At 69.9% G+C, this 16154-nt stretch carries 17 protein-coding genes; 4 read left to right on the top strand and 13 right to left on the bottom strand.

The annotated features are described in order from the left end of the window. Nucleotides 1-27: 27 nt before the first annotated feature. From AB0J88_RS22635 to AB0J88_RS22665, 7 genes are read right to left on the bottom strand one after another with little or no spacing between them, the layout of a single operon-like run. Nucleotides 28-2091: a PQQ-dependent sugar dehydrogenase gene (locus tag AB0J88_RS22635; RefSeq protein ID WP_364361820.1), complete on the bottom strand. Its 2064-nt coding sequence runs from the start codon at nucleotides 2089-2091 to the stop codon at nucleotides 28-30. A 28-nt stretch (nucleotides 2092-2119) separates the two neighbouring features. After that, a complete protein-coding gene (locus AB0J88_RS22640; protein WP_364361822.1) occupies nucleotides 2120-3055 on the bottom strand; it encodes a hypothetical protein in 936 nt (311 codons plus the stop codon). A gap of 11 nt (nucleotides 3056-3066) precedes the next feature. After that, the gene (locus AB0J88_RS22645; RefSeq protein WP_364361824.1) at nucleotides 3067-3801 is read right to left on the bottom strand and encodes an ABC transporter ATP-binding protein; all 735 of its coding nucleotides are present in this window, start codon (nucleotides 3799-3801) and stop codon (nucleotides 3067-3069) included. After that, a complete protein-coding gene (locus AB0J88_RS22650; RefSeq protein WP_364361826.1) occupies nucleotides 3794-4522 on the bottom strand; it encodes an ABC transporter ATP-binding protein in 729 nt (242 codons plus the stop codon). The genes AB0J88_RS22645 and AB0J88_RS22650 overlap by 8 nt, the downstream gene beginning before the upstream one ends. Further along, nucleotides 4500-5531 (bottom strand): branched-chain amino acid ABC transporter permease, encoded by a 1032-nt coding sequence (locus AB0J88_RS22655; RefSeq protein WP_364361828.1) that lies wholly within the window; start codon nucleotides 5529-5531, stop codon nucleotides 4500-4502. Before AB0J88_RS22655 ends, AB0J88_RS22650 begins: the two co-directional genes overlap by 23 nt. Further along, complete coding sequence (locus AB0J88_RS22660) at nucleotides 5515-6402, bottom strand: branched-chain amino acid ABC transporter permease (protein WP_364361830.1); 888 nt, start codon at nucleotides 6400-6402, stop codon at nucleotides 5515-5517. Before AB0J88_RS22660 ends, AB0J88_RS22655 begins: the two co-directional genes overlap by 17 nt. Before the next feature lie 7 nt (nucleotides 6403-6409). Then, the gene (locus AB0J88_RS22665) at nucleotides 6410-7627 is read right to left on the bottom strand and encodes an amino acid ABC transporter substrate-binding protein (protein ID WP_364361832.1); all 1218 of its coding nucleotides are present in this window, start codon (nucleotides 7625-7627) and stop codon (nucleotides 6410-6412) included. Between the two features lie 157 nt (nucleotides 7628-7784). On the opposite strand from AB0J88_RS22665, the gene AB0J88_RS22670 reads away from it, so the two are divergent. Further along, nucleotides 7785-8786 carry a LacI family DNA-binding transcriptional regulator gene (locus tag AB0J88_RS22670; protein ID WP_364361834.1) on the top strand — a complete coding sequence of 334 codons (1002 nt, stop codon included), beginning with the start codon at nucleotides 7785-7787 and terminating at the stop codon, nucleotides 8784-8786. Here the strand turns inward: AB0J88_RS22670 and AB0J88_RS22675 are convergent. The 5 genes from AB0J88_RS22675 to AB0J88_RS22695 form a co-directional block, all read right to left on the bottom strand. Beyond that, nucleotides 8783-9697, bottom strand: coding sequence for an aminoglycoside phosphotransferase family protein (locus AB0J88_RS22675; RefSeq protein ID WP_364361836.1), 915 nt, complete (start codon nucleotides 9695-9697; stop codon nucleotides 8783-8785). The two genes, AB0J88_RS22670 and AB0J88_RS22675, sit on opposite strands and share 4 nt — an antisense overlap. Before the next feature lie 295 nt (nucleotides 9698-9992). Then, nucleotides 9993-11021, bottom strand: a complete 1029-nt coding sequence (gene mgrA / locus AB0J88_RS22680; RefSeq protein WP_364361838.1) for an L-glyceraldehyde 3-phosphate reductase — start codon at nucleotides 11019-11021, stop codon at nucleotides 9993-9995. Between the two features lie 11 nt (nucleotides 11022-11032). Continuing rightward, a complete protein-coding gene (locus AB0J88_RS22685) occupies nucleotides 11033-12004 on the bottom strand; it encodes an LCP family protein (protein WP_364361840.1) in 972 nt (323 codons plus the stop codon). Between the two features lie 126 nt (nucleotides 12005-12130). Beyond that, nucleotides 12131-12814 carry a hypothetical protein gene (locus tag AB0J88_RS22690; RefSeq protein WP_364361842.1) on the bottom strand — a complete coding sequence of 228 codons (684 nt, stop codon included), beginning with the start codon at nucleotides 12812-12814 and terminating at the stop codon, nucleotides 12131-12133. Between the two features lie 43 nt (nucleotides 12815-12857). Beyond that, a complete protein-coding gene (locus AB0J88_RS22695) occupies nucleotides 12858-13022 on the bottom strand; it encodes a hypothetical protein (protein ID WP_364361844.1) in 165 nt (54 codons plus the stop codon). A gap of 260 nt (nucleotides 13023-13282) precedes the next feature. Here AB0J88_RS22695 and AB0J88_RS22700 point away from each other — a divergent pair, with 260 nt between their 5' ends. From AB0J88_RS22700 to AB0J88_RS22710, 3 genes are all read left to right on the top strand, one after another. Continuing rightward, nucleotides 13283-14014 (top strand): alpha/beta hydrolase, encoded by a 732-nt coding sequence (locus tag AB0J88_RS22700; RefSeq protein WP_364361846.1) that lies wholly within the window; start codon nucleotides 13283-13285, stop codon nucleotides 14012-14014. Nucleotides 14015-14017: 3 nt separating this feature from the next. Next, nucleotides 14018-14641, top strand: coding sequence for a hypothetical protein (locus AB0J88_RS22705; protein ID WP_364361848.1), 624 nt, complete (start codon nucleotides 14018-14020; stop codon nucleotides 14639-14641). Between the two features lie 182 nt (nucleotides 14642-14823). After that, the gene (locus tag AB0J88_RS22710) at nucleotides 14824-15561 is read left to right on the top strand and encodes a VOC family protein (protein WP_364361850.1); all 738 of its coding nucleotides are present in this window, start codon (nucleotides 14824-14826) and stop codon (nucleotides 15559-15561) included. Between the two features lies 1 nt (nucleotide 15562). Here AB0J88_RS22710 and AB0J88_RS22715 read toward each other — a convergent pair whose 3' ends face one another. Beyond that, nucleotides 15563-16153 carry an NAD(P)H-dependent oxidoreductase gene (locus tag AB0J88_RS22715; RefSeq protein ID WP_364361852.1) on the bottom strand — a complete coding sequence of 197 codons (591 nt, stop codon included), beginning with the start codon at nucleotides 16151-16153 and terminating at the stop codon, nucleotides 15563-15565. Nucleotide 16154 lies beyond the last annotated feature (1 nt).

The following is a 16154-nucleotide window of genomic DNA, read 5'->3' on the forward strand; positions in this document are numbered from 1 at the left end:
ACCGCGCCCCGTCGTCTTCCTGCTGAATCAGGTCGCGGGGGTTCCCTTCACCTTGAGGTCGCGCAGCCGGCCGATGTTGTCGAAGGAGCCGAAGCCCACCCGGCCCGAGCCGAACGTCGTGTCCTTCGCCGTCATCAGCGGGTCCTTGGCACCGTCCACATAGACCGCTATCTCGCCGGTCGCCGGCAGGTGCCGGACCCGCACCGTGTGCCACTTGGCGTCGACGATGGCGGGGTTGGCGCCCAGCGAGCGCCCGTTCCACTGGTAGTCGATCCGCTCGCGGTCGGCGTTGTTGACCTTGAAGATGCCGTTGTGCGGGTAGATCGTGTTGTCCGTCGAGACGTGCGCGTAGTAGAACTCCGTGTCGGACCTGTAGCCGAACACGATGATCACGTCGCGGTTGGTGACCTCGACGGGGGTGTCGAGCCGGACCTCGCCGGTGACCTCGACGGCACCGAAGACCGGGCCGGCGGTCAGCACCGCGTACTCGAAGGGTCGTCGCGGTCCGGGTCGGGCCTCTCCGGCCTCCGCCAGGATGACCTGACCGTTCGCGAACCGCCACTTCGACGGGGTGACCGGCGCCCAGTTGGTCGGCCGCATGGTGTCGCGCACCGTCACCGCGCCGACGGAGCCGCTTGCGAACTCCCGCGTACCCGTCACCTTCCAGATCTTGCCGTTGGCCTTGGCCAGGATGTAGAGCTCACCCTGCGCGTCCGTGCCGAACCGCAGGTCGACCCGGTTCGGGTCACCAGGAGCGCCTGGGGCGGACAGGTCCTGCATCCGCACCGGCGAGCCCGCGGCGTCGAACAGGGCCAGACGGTGGATGGTCGCCGGCGTGCGGCCGCGGCGCATCTCGGAGGCCTCGATGTACATCACGCGGCCGTCGACCAGGTCGCCGAAGACGTACTTGCCGCGCAGCTTCGGCACGTCCCTGCCCCGGTAGACGAAGCCGCCCGCCACCGCGACACCCACGTCGGCCGTGCAGTTCCAACCCGGCGCCGGATCATGGTCGTACGCCGCCACGGGGTAGACATAGCCCGCGTCGTCGGCCGGCAGCGGGAAGATGCGGTCGCACGGGTTCGTGGCCGTCTTGTCGAAGACGAACGCCCCCTCGCGCTCGCTCCAGCCCATGTTGTCGCCGGCGCGTACCTCGTAGATCGCCTCGATCGCGTGCTCGCCGATGTGGCCGAGGTAGAGCTTGCCGGTGCTCCGGTCCCAGCTGAACCGGTGCGGGTCGCGGTAGCCGTACGAGAAGATCTCGCCGAGCTTGCCCGCCTGGCCGACGAACGGGTTCGACGGCGGGATCCCGTACGCGCCGGCGTTGGTGCCCAGCGGGTCGATCCGCAGCAGCTTCCCGTGCGGGATGGCCAGGTTCTGCGGGTCGGTGTTGCGCGCACCGAGACCGCCGTCGCCGACCGCGAGATACAGGTTGCCGTAGTCGGCGTCCCCGCGCCGGGCCGTCGGGTTGAAGTTGATCTCCTGGATGCCGTGGACCTGCCCGCCGAACCCGACCCGCAGCACCTCGCGCCGGGTGCCGGCGAACGTGGCGGCGGCAGGGTCGGTCGCCGTCCACTCGTTGATCACACCGTGGAAGAGGGTGCCGGCCTGCTGCCAGTCGGGCACCTCCGTCGTCAACGACGCCTGCTCCGTGTGGATCGTGTAGAACTTGCCGTTGCGCTTGAAGTCGGGGTGGAACGCGACGTAGCCGAAGCCCTGGCCGAGACCCCGCCCGGAGAAGAACTGCGGCGCGAACGTCGCGGCGACGTCGAGGTAGACGTGCGGCACCCCGTTCTCGACGAGGTAGAGCTTGCCGTTGAGGTCCGGCACCGCCCGCCTCCCCGAGCTGTCGGGCAGTTCCATGATCGTGTTGATCCGGGCCTGCCGCATGAGCCGGCCGTCGGTCGGCGCCGGGGTGGGCTCGGACTTCGGGAACGACGCGTACTCCTCGAGCACGAGACCGAGGCGGCTCTGCACCTGCGACTCGGGAACGGGGTCGTAGACGGCGTCGGCGGCGCGGGCCGGTGACGCGACGAGCAGCGACAGGGCCAGCGTGGCGGCGGTGAGGCAGGCGGTGGCGATGGGTCTACGCACGCGATCTCACTCCGTTCTCAGGGACGGGTCAACGCATGTGCCGGTACTGCTTCTCGACGTCGCGCGCCGAGACAACGGTGTCGAGGAACATCAGCGAGTCCATCCGGCAGTCGCACGGGTTCTGCTCACGGGTGTCCTGGGGAAAGCTGCCGCCGATCTTGATGCCGCGCGGGTCGGAGGCTGTGGTGACGTGCGGGCCGGGGCCGTTGACCAACCACGGGTCGTCGGTGCGCGTGTAGAACCCGTCGACCGGCTTGCCGTTGCGGTACAGGGCGAGCGTCCCGTCGGCGAAGGTGAACGTCGCGGCCAGGTGCACCCACTCGCCGCGCGGCAGCAACTCCTGCCACGGCGCACTGGCGGCGAACGTCTGCGAGTTGCCACCGTCGATCCGCCGGCCGAGCGCGACGAGCCGGAGATCGCCGTTGACGTCGATCAGCTCGAGCAGGGCGCGCACGCCGTGGCCGTCGGAGTCGCCGGTGAGCACGCCCGCGAGCCCGATCGCGTTGAACCGGTCGTCGGGGGCGGGTGTGACCGAGTTCAGCGCCGGCGCGTCCATGTCCACCTTGAACCAACCCATCACGGTGGTACCCGCGACGGAGTTGAACGCCCGCAGGGTACGCACGCCGGGCTGGGCGTAGATGCCGGCCTTCCAGTCGTCGTTGCCGGTGACCGCGGGATCGACCTGGCGAGTCTGCAGCGCGTTGCCCGACCCCTTGAACGCGCGGTCGCGTACCCGCATGGCGGTGCCGCCGTTGACCAGGTCGATCTCGGTGCCGGAGCGGCCCTGGTCACGCTCCAGCGCGGGATCGCCCTTCACCGGGTGGTCGAAGTCGTAGTAGGCGACGAGGTCGTCACGCAGTGGGGGGTAGACGTCGCGCGGCCCGTCGTTGCTGGCGGAGGCCGGAGCCCCGGCCAGCAGCCCGACGGCGAGGAGAGTAGCGGTGGCGAGGACGGCTTTCCGCATGAGCGTGCCTCCTAGGGACGGGGTTCGGCGGGTCGACCACCGAGGTACAGCTCTCCGAGTCGCTGGTCGGCGACGAGCTCGGCGGCCGGCCCGGAGATGTAGACGCGCCCGAGGTCGAGGACGCAGCCGATGTCGGCGGTCTCCAGCGCCCGGCGGGCGTTCTGCTCGACGAGCAGCACCGCCGTGCCCGCGTCGCGCATCCGGACGACCTGTTCGAAGACGGTGGTGGTGGTCTTGGGATCCAGGCCCATGGACGGCTCGTCGAGCAGCACGACCTTCGGGTCGACCATCAGCGACCGCGCGAACTCGACCTGCTTCTGCTGCCCGCCGGAGAGCAGGCCGGCGAGACTGGTCCACCGGTCGGCGACGACGGGGAAGAGCCCGCGCACGAACTCGGTGCGGTCGGCGATCCGGGCCTTGTCCTTCAGGGTGTACGCGCCGAGCAGCACGTTCTCCGCGACGGTCATCTCGGGGAACACGCTGTGCCCCTGGAGCACGTGCGCCACCCCGTTGGCGAGCATCCGTTGTGGACCCTGGCCGGCAACGTCGACGCCACCGACCAGGATCTTCCCCGCGCGAGGCGCGAGCAGTCCGCTGGCCACCTTGAGAACCGTCGACTTGCCCGCACCGTTGGGGCCGACCAGGCAGACGATCGTGCCCGCCGGCACTGCGACGGAAAGTCCACGTAGGACCGGCGCGGCGCGGCCGTAGCCCGCCTGCACGTCGACGAGCTCGAGCTCAGGCACCAAGGTAGGCTCCCAACACGCGTTCGTCCGTGCGGATCATCGACGGCGGACCCTCGGCGATCGGGCGGCCGCGGTCGAACACCACGATGTGGTCGCTGATGCTCATCACCAGGTCCATGTTGTGCTCGACGATGACGAACGTGCGGCCTTCCGCGTTGAGGTCGCGGACGAGACCCCCGATCCGGTCGAGCAGCGCGGGGTTGACCCCGCCCGCCGGCTCGTCGAGCAGCACGGTCTCGGGCTCGCTCATCAGCACGCCGGCCAGCTCCAGCAGCTTCTGCTGACCCCACGACAGGTTGCGTGCCTCGGCGTCGGCCAGGTGCTCGATGCCGAGCTTGGTGAGCCACCCCATGGCGCGGTCGGTCTCGGTGCGGCCACGGGCGCCGCGCAGCAGGTTGACGCCGCGCGGCCGGGTGGCGGCGAGCACGTTGTCGAGCACCGTCATCCGGGGGAAGACCCGGCAGAGCTGGAACGTGCGGCCGAGCCCCCCGCGCGCGATGGCGTGCGGGCTGCGGCGGGTGATGTCGGCGCCCGCATAGCTGACCTTCCCGCTGTCGGGCCGGATCAGCCCGGTGACGCAGTTGAAGAACGTCGTCTTGCCCGAGCCGTTGGGGCCGATGAGCGCGTTCACCTTGCCGTGCTGGAAGCTCACGGACGTCTTGTCGAGCACCAGGTTGCCGCCGAAGGCCTTCGTGAGCTCAACCGTTTCGAGAGTGCGCATGCCGGTCACCTCCTCGGTCTTCGGCGAGCTCGGCGGCCGTCACCTCACGGATCGAGGTGTGGGGGGAGCGGCGCCGCAGCAGCGCACCGAGCGCGGGCAGGACGCCGTCGGGCATGAAGAGCACGACCAGGGCCAGCAGCACGCCGGTGGCGACGAGGTGCAGCGGCGTGTTGCCGAACTCGACCTTGAAATATTCCAGCGCCGAGCCCACGACCAGCGCGCCGACCAGCGGACCGAACAGGTTGCGCACGCCGCCGAGCAGGGCCATCAGCACCATGTAGGAGCCGGTCAGGATGGAGAACTGGAAGATCGGGTCGAGGTCGCCGAACCAGAGGGCGTAGAGCCCGCCGGCCAGCCCGGTGAAGAACGCCGAGACGACGAACACGACCAGCTTGTACGCGAAGGTCGGCGTACCCAGAGTCTCGGCCTTGTCCTCGTCCTCCCGGATCGCCTTGAGGCCCAGCCCGAACCGCGAGCGGTCGATCAGCCACCACACCAGCACGGCGAGCGCGAGCAGCGTGAGGAACAGGTAGAAGAACACCCGGTGGTGCTCGGGACGCAGCATCCCGGGGAACGGGCGCGGCACGTTGAGCCCGCGCGAGCCGCCGGTGAAGGAGGCCCAGCTCTGGAAGACCAGCAGCGTGACGAGCACCAGCGCGATCGACACGATGACGAACGAGGCGCCGCGGACGCGCAGGGCCGCGTACCCGATGGGGACCGCTACGGCCGCGACCAGCAATGCGCCGACGGCCAAGGCCACGAAGCTCGGCAGGCCGCCCTTGGTGACGAGCAGGCCGGTGCCGTAGGCGCCGAGGCCTGCGAGGGCGCCGTGGCCGAGGGAGATGTAGCCGGTGAAGCCGCCCACGAAGTTCCACGAGGTGGACAGCACCGCGTAGTTCAGGACGACGATCCCGACCGAGAGGATGTACGGGTTGGGCGCGAGTTCAGGGAACGCCAGCGCGACAGCGGCGAACGCGATGACGGCGATCCATCTAGAAGCGCTGAGCAAGGCGACCTCCGAAGAATCCCTGCGGACGGATCGCCAGCGTGAGGAACAGCGCGAGGTAGAAGACCGTCTGCGCCCACGTCGTGCCGAGCTCGATCTGCAGCAGGCTCTGCGCGAGCCCCAGCACCATCGCGGCCGCCGCGGCGCCAGGCACGCTGCCGAGGCCGCCGACCACGATGATGGCCATCAGCGGGCCGATCCAGTGCCAGTGCAAGGACGGGTAGATGGTGGTGTCCAGCGACAGCGCCGTGCCGCCGACCGCGGCGGTCGCGAGGCCGAGCCCGAAGCCGAAGCCGGCGATCCGGTCGGTGTCGATGCCGACCAGCTTGGCCGCGTCGCGGTGCTGGATCGTCGCGCGCAGTGCCCAGCCGAAGGTGGTCTTCTTCATCACCAGGTAGAGCGCGGCGAGGGCCACCCCGGCCAGCCCGAAGGCGATCAGCTTGACGACGGCGATGCGCGCCCCGAACAGCTCGAGGCTGGCCGAGCCGTAGCCGAGCTGGATGCGCCGCTGCGTGCCGCTGAACACGTAGCCGAGCAGCCCTTCGATGACCACCGCGATCGCGAAGGTCAGCAGCACCGACATCATCGTGAGCGTGACGGCCCGCAGCCGGGCCAGCAGCAGGCGTTGCAGCAGCACCCCGCAGCCGAAGAACAGCGGGACGGTCACCAGCATCGACAGCAGCGGGTCGACGCCCAGTTCGGTGTGGGACCACCAGGCGAGGTAGGCGGCCAGGATGAGGAACGCCGAGTGGGCGATCATCACCACCCGCATGATTCCGAAGTAGAGCGTCAGCCCCGCCGCCAGGAGGGCGTAGAGCCCTCCCAGCAGCAGGCCGAGGATGACGCTCTGGAAGAGCAGGGCGCCGGACGGCATGGTCAGCTCACCAGGCCGGCTTCGGGTAGACGAGGTCGGTCTCCTTGGCGTCGGCCGGCAGCACGATCTTGATCTCGCCGCCGACCCACTGCTGGATCATGTGCGCGCCCTGCGGCTTGCCGGTCTCGTCCCACGACAGCGGTCCGACGACCGTGTCGACCTTCGCCGTGCGTACCCAGTCGATCAGTTTCTGCTGGCACTCACCCTGCTCGGCGCAGCCGGCCGCGGTGATGGCGGCGGCGACGACCTGGCCCGTGGTGTACGCGTTGGCCTCGTCCTCCTCCGGAGGCGAGCCGAACTGGGCCGTGTATTTCTCGACGAACTCCTTGTTGCTCTCGTAGGGCGCGTCCTGCGTGTAGCCCGTCGGAGACAGGATGCCCTCGGTCTTGTTGCCGATCGCGGCCGCGAACTCGGGGCTGGTGGGCGCTGTGGAGAAGGCGGCGAGCTTGGGCTGGTAGTTGAGCTGCTGGAGGGCGACGATCAGGTTGACGCCGTCCTGGTACTGCGAGCCGCCGACCAGCATGTCCGCCTTCGACGTGGCGATCTTCGCCGCGATGCTGCTGAAGTCGGTGGTGTTGGGCGGGTAGACCTCGTCGACGACCGTCTTGACGCCGGCGGCCTCCAGCTTCTCCTTGAGGCCGTAGGCGGTGCCCTGCGCGAACGGGTCGTCCATGGCCGCGTAGGCCACGGTGGTCGGCTTCTGCCCTTCGGGCAGTGCGAGCAGGTATTCGGCGAGGTGGTTGTAGTGGTCGTTGGCCACCGCGGGGGCGGCGTAGAACAGGTTCTTGAAGCCCTGCTCGAAGACTTCCTTGGCCGCGCCGGCCGGCTCGACGAAGAGCATGCCGTATTCCTGGGCCACCCGGGCGGCCGGCACGACGAGCCGGGTCGAGAATGGCCCGACCACGATGTCGACCTGGTCGCTGCCGATGAGCTGCTCGTAGTCGGCCACGACCCGGTCGGCGTTGGACTGGTCGTCGAGGATCTTCAGCTCGATCTGGCGGCCGAGCAGGCCACCCTTGTCGTTGGTGATCTTCGCCCACGCTTCGTAGCCGCGCTGGACGCCCTTGCCGGGCTCGGAGAAGTCTCCGGTGAGGGGCAAGGAGATCCCGACGACGATCGGCCCGTCGTCGGTCGCCTGTTCGGGGTCGTCTCCACCGCAGGCGCCGAGCGCGAGAGCGAGCGTCGCGCCGACCGCGGTGATCCATGTGGTCTTTCTGATCGTCATAACCGGGCGCTCCTTCGAGCCGGGTGACGGAAGCGCTTGCGAAAGCGCTTTCGTAGCCTAGGCTGTGGCATGCGGGACTGGCAATAGAAAGATTTCGGTAGATCGATGTGCCGCGCGGGAGTCGCAGATGCCCAAGCCTGGTTCACGGTTGCGCCTCGTGGATGTCGCCGAGGCCGCGGGCGTCTCGCTGGCGACCGCCTCACGGTCGTTGACGGGTCGCGACGGGGTGAGCGAGGAGGTCGCGGCGCGGGTGCGCCAGGTCGCGGCCTCGTTGGGCTATGTGGTCAATCCCTACGCGCGCACGCTGGCCGGGGGTGCGAGCTCGTCCGTGGGGCTCGTCGTGCACCAGGTCGACGACCCCTATTTCTCCGAGATCGCGGGCGGGGTCATCCAGGTCGCGGGTGAGCAGGGCCTGATGGTGCAGATCTGCCATTCGGGCCGGGACCCGCACTACGAGCTGCGGCAGATCCGGCACCTGATCGCGCAGCGGGTCGGGGTCATCATCATCGCGGGGTCCGGCTACGACGACCCGCGGACGGAGGCCGCGACGAGGGCGGAGCTCACCGCGTTCCAGAGCCTGGGCGGGCGGGTCGCGGTGATCGGCCGGCACGCGCTGGGCGTCGACGCGGTGCTGCCGGACAACGAGGCCGGCGGGTACGCGCTCGGGGCGCACCTGCTGTCGCTGGGCCACCGCCGGCTCGCGGTGGCGGCGGGCACGGGCGGCCTGACGACGGTCACGGACCGGATGGCAGGGGTGTTGCGCGCGTTGCGGTCGCTGGGTCTCGACGCGTCGTCACTGCCGGTGGTGCACACGGACTTCACCCGCGAGGGCGGCTGCCGGGCCGCGGAGGAGATCCTGCGCGACCATCCGGACACGACAGGGATCATCGCGTTGAACGACGCGATGGCGATGGGAGTGCTGTCGGTGCTACGTGGACTGAAGATCTCGGTGCCGAGGAAGATGTCGGTGGTGGGCTTCGACGACGTCTCGGTGGCGGCGGACCTGGCGCCGGCACTGACGACCGTCCGGCTGCCGATGACCGACATGGGCCGGATGGCGCTGGAGCTGGCCCTGAAACCGCCGTCGGCCCGGGCTCGGCGCCGCTCGACCGGCCACACCCTCGTGGTGCGCGACTCGACGGCCCCGCCGCGCCGCTAGGCCGCGTACTCGGTGAAGATCTCGCCGAGGATCCGCCGCGCGTTGGCGTGCTCGTCCGCGTCCTCAGGATCCTCGGCGGTGTTGGCGCACGTCGACAGCGTCTTCCACAGCGCCCACCCGCGGCCGCGCGCCCAGGTCGCGTCGTCGACCGACAGCCGGTCGCGGAACGCCTGCCGGCCGTCGGCGGTCAGCAGCGTCCAGGCGATGGCCAGGTCGCAGGCCGGGTCGCCGACGCCGCAGGTGCCGAAGTCGATGACGGCCGCCAGTTGCCCGTCGGCGAGCAGCAGGTTGCCTTCGGCGATGTCGCCGTGGAACCACCGGTCCACGCCGTCCCAGGCAGCGGCGAGCGCGGTCGCCCAGATCTCACGGACCAGGTCGGCGTCGACGTCCAGCCGCGCGAGCGCGTTCTCGAGTAGGCCTTCGTAGGTGCGCAGGGTCCCGCCGCGGAACCAGTTGTGGATGCCGGGCCGCGGGCCGTCGGTCGGGTCGACGCTCCGCAGGGCCGCCAGGAACCCGGCCACGTCGAGCGCGAACCGCACCGGCTCGGCGACGCGATCGAAGCTCGCCCGCTCGCCGTCGAGCCAGCCGTAGATCGACCACGGGAAGGGGTAGTCCGCAGCCGGCTTGCCCTGGGCCAGCGGCACCGGGATGGGCAACGGCACCCGGGCCGCGAGGACGGGAAGCCACCGGTGCTCCTTCTCGACCGCCTGGGCGTACTCGGCCGCGCTGGGCAGCCGGACCAGCCGCTCCGCGCCGAGGTGGAAGGTCCGGTTGTCCCAACCGCCGTTGGCCACCGGCTCGACCGGGAGGTCCGCCCACTGCGGGAACTGGTCGGCGACGAGCCGGCGCACCTGTTCGGCGTCGACGGCGATGCGCTGCGGCGGGGGACCAAGATCGGGGACGTCACTCACCGGGACATCGTCGTACGCGAACGTCCGGTGCTCGACCCCGCCGGAAAGATCAACACAGACCTCCAAGAAACCCCACAGGAACGACATATAACGTGTCCCACGTTCGGTGATCGGCGTGGTTGCCGGCGGGATGGGGCACGCGGGGATGGTCCCGACGTAGCCGGCCACGAACTGGGCCTCAGCCGGTGCTCCCCGCGCACGCGGGGATGGTCCTCGCTCGACCGAGTAGGGGCCTGCTCGTCGGCCAGCTCATCGGGGTGGCCTGGACCACCTCGCTCTGCCTCAAACTGATGCGTCAGCCCGCTTCCGAGGACCCCGCCCAGATGTTGAGGTCCGACTCCGTGGCGTGACGGTCGATCTCGGCGAGCTCTTCCGGCGTGAAGCTGAGGTTGTCCAGCGCGGCCAGGCTGTCGTCGAGTTGCGCGACACTGCTGGCGCCGATGAGGGTCGAGGTCATGCGCGGGTCGCGCAGGGTCCAGGCGAGCGCCATCTGGGCCAGCGACTGGCCACGCCCGGCGGCGATGTCGCGCAGCGCTCGGATCTTGCCGAGGTTCTCGTCGGTCAGCCACGCGGGGTCGAACGAGCCCTGCCGGGCCGCACGCGAGTCGGCGGGCACGCCGTTGAGGTAGCGGTCGGTCAGCATGCCCTGCGCCAGCGGCGAGAAGCCGATGCAGCCGACCCCTTCCTGGCCGAGCACGTCGAGCAGCCCGTCTTCGATCCAGCGGTTGAGCATCGAGTACGAGGGCTGGTGGATCAGCAACGGCGTGCCCAGGTCGCGCAGGATCTGGACGGCCTCCAAGGTCATCGCCGGCGAGTAGGAGGAGATGCCGACGTAGAGTGCCTTGCCCTGCCGGACCGCCGAGTCGAGGGCGCCGAGGGTCTCCTCGATCGGGGTCTCCGGGTCGAAGCGGTGCGAGTAGAAGATGTCGACGTAGTCGAGGCCCATCCGCGCGAGGCTCTGGTCGAGGCTGGCCAAGAGGTATTTACGTGAGCCCCAGTTGCCGTACGGGCCGGGCCACATGTCGTAGCCCGCCTTCGTGGAGATGACGAGCTCGTCGCGGTACGGCCGCAGGTCCTGCTCCATCAGGACGCCGAACGCTTCCTCGGCGGAGCCGTACGGCGGACCGTAGTTGTTGGCCAGGTCGAAGTGCGTGACGCCGCGGTCGAAGGCCCGGCGGGCGATGGCCCGCTGGGTCTCCAACGGCCGCTCGCCGCCGAAGTTCTGCCACAGCCCGAGCGAGATGGCGGGCAGCTTGAGCCCACTGCGTCCGGTGCGGCGGTAGCTCATCGAGTCGTAACGGTCGACAGCGGCGGCGTAGCTCATGCGTCATAGCTTTACATGCTCTTGGCGAGGTAGCTCTGCACGGTGTCGTCGGCCACAGCCTGGTAGAGGGCCTTGGCTTTGGTCTTGTCCGACAGGACGACGCTCTGGCCGTCGCGCATGGCAGTGCCTGCGTTCGGGCTGCCCATGAACGTCAGGTCGGCGCTGCGCAGCCCGCGAAGCTCGACGGCCGTGTCGACGAGGTCGAAGTCCTGGTCCACGGTGAGGGACTTGGTCGCGGCCTGGAGGAACCCGTTGAGCTTGACGGGATTCGCGAGCGTGCCGGCGCTGGCGGCCTTGTCCAGCAGGGCCTGCAGGAACTCCCGCTGGTGGCGCTCGCGGCTGAAGTCACCGTCGGCGAACTGGTAGCGCTGCCGCACGTAGTCCAGCGCCTCGGCCCCGTCGAGGTGCTGCGTGCCCTTCTCGAAGGTCCGGTAGGGCGCGTGGATCGACTTGATCGTCTTCTCGATCTTCAGGTCGACGCCACCGAGCGCGTCCACCACCTGGGCGAAGCCCCCGAAGTCGATCAGCGCCACGTGGTCGATGTGCACGCCGGTGAAGCCTTCGACGGTCTGGACGACCAACGGCGTGCCGCCCCACGCGTACGCCGCGTTGATCTTCGCCATGGTGTTGCCGTTGTTGCCGTCCGGCGAGGTCGGCACGAACACCCAGGTGTCGCGCGGGATCGAGATGACCTCGGCCTTCTTGTGATCGGCGTCGACGTGCATGAGCATGATCGTGTCGGTACGGGAGTCGGCCGTTTTGTCCGGGTCGCGGGAGTCGCTGCCCAGCAGGAGCACGTTGAGGGCACCCTTGACGGCTTGGGTCGGGCGGCTCTCCTCGGGCACGTCCTTGAACGCGTCGGTGCGCGCAAGGTGGTTGTCGAGTGACCGTCCGTAGGCCCAGCCGGCGACAACGCCACCGATGCCGAGCAGCACCACGGCCGCCAACACCCCGACCAGAATCCGCTTCGTCCTGCGCCGCACTGTCCCGAGCCCATTCCATCCCGCCGGCAACCACACCGATCGCCGAACGTGAGACACGTTATATGTCGTTCCTGTGCGGTTTCTTGGAGGTCTGTGTTGATCTTTCCGGCGGTGGGCGCGCCCCGATCAGCGGGACCTGGGCGAGCCTGATCCGACGGACGGCGCGGTGGGTGGGTGGCTGAATCGGCGGGGGAGTAAGGCGGCCTTCTGCTCGGGGAACGTGTCGCCGCCGCAGCGGAAGATGCGGGCGCAGTTCTGCCCGCGGGTCTCGGTGGTCAGCGCGCGCCGGGCGAGCGCCGAGTACATCGTGCTGTGCTTCACCCAAGCCGCCTCCTCGCCGTGCCGGTCGAAGCCGCGCCCGCTTGCCGCGTGCCCGAACGCGTCGTGGACCGCGCGGAACATGTCGTTCTGCCCGTCGCTGAGGTACGGGTGGGCGTTTCCGCCCGCCGCGCTGGCCCAGACCTTCAGCCGGCGGACCCGCAGATCGTCCACCATGGACTCCGCGTCCGGGTACGGGTCCTCGTCGACCACGCGCACGGCCACTCCCAGGCCGCCGAACGCGGTGCGGCCGATCAGGAAGTCGTACTGCTTCAGGGTCTCGCGACAGAACGCGCGGTACGCGGGATAGGCGCGCTCCTCGAGCCTCGGCGCGGCCAGGTACGCGTCCGCGATCGCCGCGCCGACGAGCGGATCGAGCCGCACGCCGGCGTACGCCCAGTTCGCGATCGTGGTCTTCGAGCCGAACTTCTCCGAACCGCTACGCAGGTACTCGACCGGTGGGAAGGGCGGTGACGGCGTGGGTACGAACAACGGTGTTCATGGTCCTCCTCGGGTAGTCGGAACTGGGGAAACGTCAGCGGGCCGCGGAGCCCTCCCGCTCGGTGGCCGAAGCCTGGACAGCGGCTGCCTGCTGCTCGCGGCGCAGCTGCTCGCCGAAGAGGCGGATCTCGGACACCCGACGGTCCTGATAGAACTTGGCGATCTTCCCGATGGTCGTGCTGTGCCCCCGACGCGGCATTGGACCCCTCCGTGGCAGAACGTCGCAACGTGAACAATCTAGCGGCTGTGAACCATGTACACAAGCCATTTGCTTAACGCTGGCGTTCACCTGGCGACGCTAGCCGCCACTCACGAAGGTGGTGAACCTGAACCCGCCAGGCGAGACATCGTCTGACCCAACCGTCCCTCTCTGGCCGCGCGGGGTTTGGTTTCGCGGTTGGCGGTTAGGCGTGGATTGGCCTGGCGCGAATCGGGCCGATCTGACAAGGGGGGACCACCATGGCTTTGCCCACGATCGTCCTGGTGCACGGCGCCTGGGCCGACGCGGCCAGCTGGAACGGCGTCACGTCCGCGTTGCTGGGAAGGGGATTCACGGTCTACGCCCCACCGAACCCGCTGCGCGGCGTGACCATCGACGCCCCGTACATCGCTTCCTTCAACGCCCAGCGCACCAGCGGGCCGGTGGTCCTGGTTGGACACTCGTACGGCGGCCTCGTCACCACCAACGCCGCCCTCGGAGGCGGGGAGGTGCGCGCGTTGGTCTATGTGGACGCGTTCATCCCCGACGAGGGTGACACCACCTTCGGGATGCTGGCCAATGCCGGTTCGGCCCTCGACGTGCCCGACCCGTCGGCGGTGTTCGACGTGGCCGGCTACCCGGGCGGCCCACAGGGCGACGCCGACGCGTTCCTGAAGCCTGACGCCGTGCACAGCTCCTTCGCGCAGGACCTGCCGGAGGCGGACCGCGCTCTGATCGCCGCCGGCCAGCGCCCGCTGACGCTGAGCGCAAACCAGCTCCCGTCCGGCCCGCCGGCGTGGAAGACCCTGCCGAGCTGGGCGGTGGTGGGAACGCAGGACAGGATCATCCCGCCGGTCGCGCAGCGCCGGATGGCCGAGCGAGCGGGCTCGACCGTCACCGAGGTCGACGCCTCGCACGTCTCGATGGTCTCGCATCCCGAGGTCGCGGTCGAAGCCATCGTGGCCGCCGCGACCGCCGTCGGCGGGGGGTGACCCTTGGCGCGCATCGCCCTGGCCGCCGCGATCGAGGAGGTGGCGGCCAGGGACCGGGCACTGGCCGAGCTGGTGGCGCAGGTCGGCCCGATCCGCTACCTGCCGCGGTTTCCGGACGGCCCGTTCGGCATGCTGGTCCGTTCGATCTGCTCGCAGCAGATCTCGGCGGCGGCGGCCCAGGCCATCATCGCCCGCCTGGCCACCGCGGTCGGCGGGCTGTTCACCCCCGAAGGGCTCGCCGCGGCCTCGGACGAGGTGATGCGCGAGGCCGGCCTGTCCCGCAACAAGATGCTCTCGCTGCGCGACCTGTCCGCGAAGGTGCTCGACGGCACGGTCGACGTCAGCCCGTCGACGAGGCAGAGCGACGAAGAGATCATCGAGCGGTTGACGACGGTACGTGGAATCGGCCGCTGGAGCGCCGAGATGTACCTCATGCACTGCCTGCGCCGCCTCGACGTCTGGCCGGCCGGTGACCTGGACGTGCGCGAGGGCTACGCGCGCACCTGGCAGATCGAGCCGCGCCCGACGGAGAAGCAGCTGCTGCCGCTGGGCGACCCGTTCCGCCCGTACCGCTCGGTCGTGGCCCGCTACTGCCAGGAGGCGGTGTTCCGCGACCTGCGGGGTTAGCAGGTCAGGGTCAAGACGAAGTCCATGACTCGGGTTCGCGGTGGTCCGGACCGTTCCTCCCGCGAGAGACCGCTCCGCTTCGCTCCGCTGCCAGGTCCGTCGTGGGCTTCAGCGGCCGGCCTCCGGGACAGGGGCGGCACCACCCTGATCCGCGAAACTGCCGTCGGGATAGCGTCGTCGGCATGGCTACGCGGTTGGTGCACATCACCATGAAGGCTCGGGACGTGGACGCGCTCGGTGAATTCTGGGCGCGGGCGCTCGGTTGGGCCGTCACCGTCGAAGAGCCTGGCATCGTCGTCAACGTCGAGCCCGAGGGCTTCGTCTACCCCGACCCCACGGCCGTCACCATCGACCTCGTCACCTCGCAGGACCCGAAGACGGCCAAGAACCGGGTGCACGTCGACCTCGCGACCACGTCGGCCGACCATCAGGCCGAGCTGGTCCAACGGTTGTCGGCGCTCGGCGCGGCGCCCGTCGACGTGGGCCAGGGTGACGACGCCCCGTGGACTCCCATGACCGACCCCGAGGGCAACGAGTTCTGCGTGCTGGCACCCGGACCGCTGATCCAGGACATCGGACCGATCGCCTCGGTCGTGGTCGACTGCGCGGATCCCCGAGCCATGGCCCGTTTCTGGGGCGAGGCCACGGACTGGACGCTGCTCAAGGTGACCGACGACGGCGCCGTGCTGCGCTCCGCCACCGGCGTCGGTCCCTACCTGCAGTTCCTGCGTACCCCCGACGTCAAGAACGGGTGGAATCGGGTCCATCTCGACGTCCGCCCGTACGCGGACGGCGATCCGAAGACCGAGACCGCCCGACTGGTCGCTCTCGGTGCGACCGAGATCGAGCTGGCCGGCATCTCGTGGCAGGTCTTCGCGGACCCGGAAGGCAACGAGTTCTGCCTCCTGGCCCCGCGCTGACCTAGCGGGCGAGGTCGGCGGCCCGGCGCAGGTGTGCCGCGCGCAGGGCCGCCCAGCGTTCCTGGTCCTCGCCGTCACGCGCGGTCGTGCCGCCCAGGACGACGAACTCGCTCGACCTGGCCCGATCGCCGAGGCGGTCGGTGAGCATCGTGGTGCGCATCGCCTCGTAGCAGCCGGACGCCTCGAGCTCGGCGACGGTGTAGCCGGCCGTGCAGAGCACCAGAGCCCTGCGCGCCGGGCGCAGGCGGACCGGCTTGTACGCGTGCCCGGCCGTCCACACCCGATCGAACCAGCCCTTCAGCAGCGCCGGGCAGTCGGCCCACCACACCGGGTACACGAAGGCCCAGACCTCGGCCTCCTCGAGTTTCGCGTGCTCGGCGGCCACGTCGTCGCCCACCGGCGCGGTCGTGTCCCGGCCGGTCTCCCGTTCGTACTCGGAAAGGGTCAGCTCGGGGCGGAACGCCATCGCGTAAAGGTCGGAGACGGTCCACGTGTGGCCGGCTTCCGCGAGCCCGCCCAGGAAGGCGTCGAGGACTTCGCGGGTGAAGCTGCGCGGGCCCGGATGGGCGTAGACGACATGAACGGTGGTCATC

It is taken from the genome of Asanoa sp. NPDC049475, assembly GCF_040676915.1.
Lineage (GTDB): Bacteria > Actinomycetota > Actinomycetes > Mycobacteriales > Micromonosporaceae > Asanoa.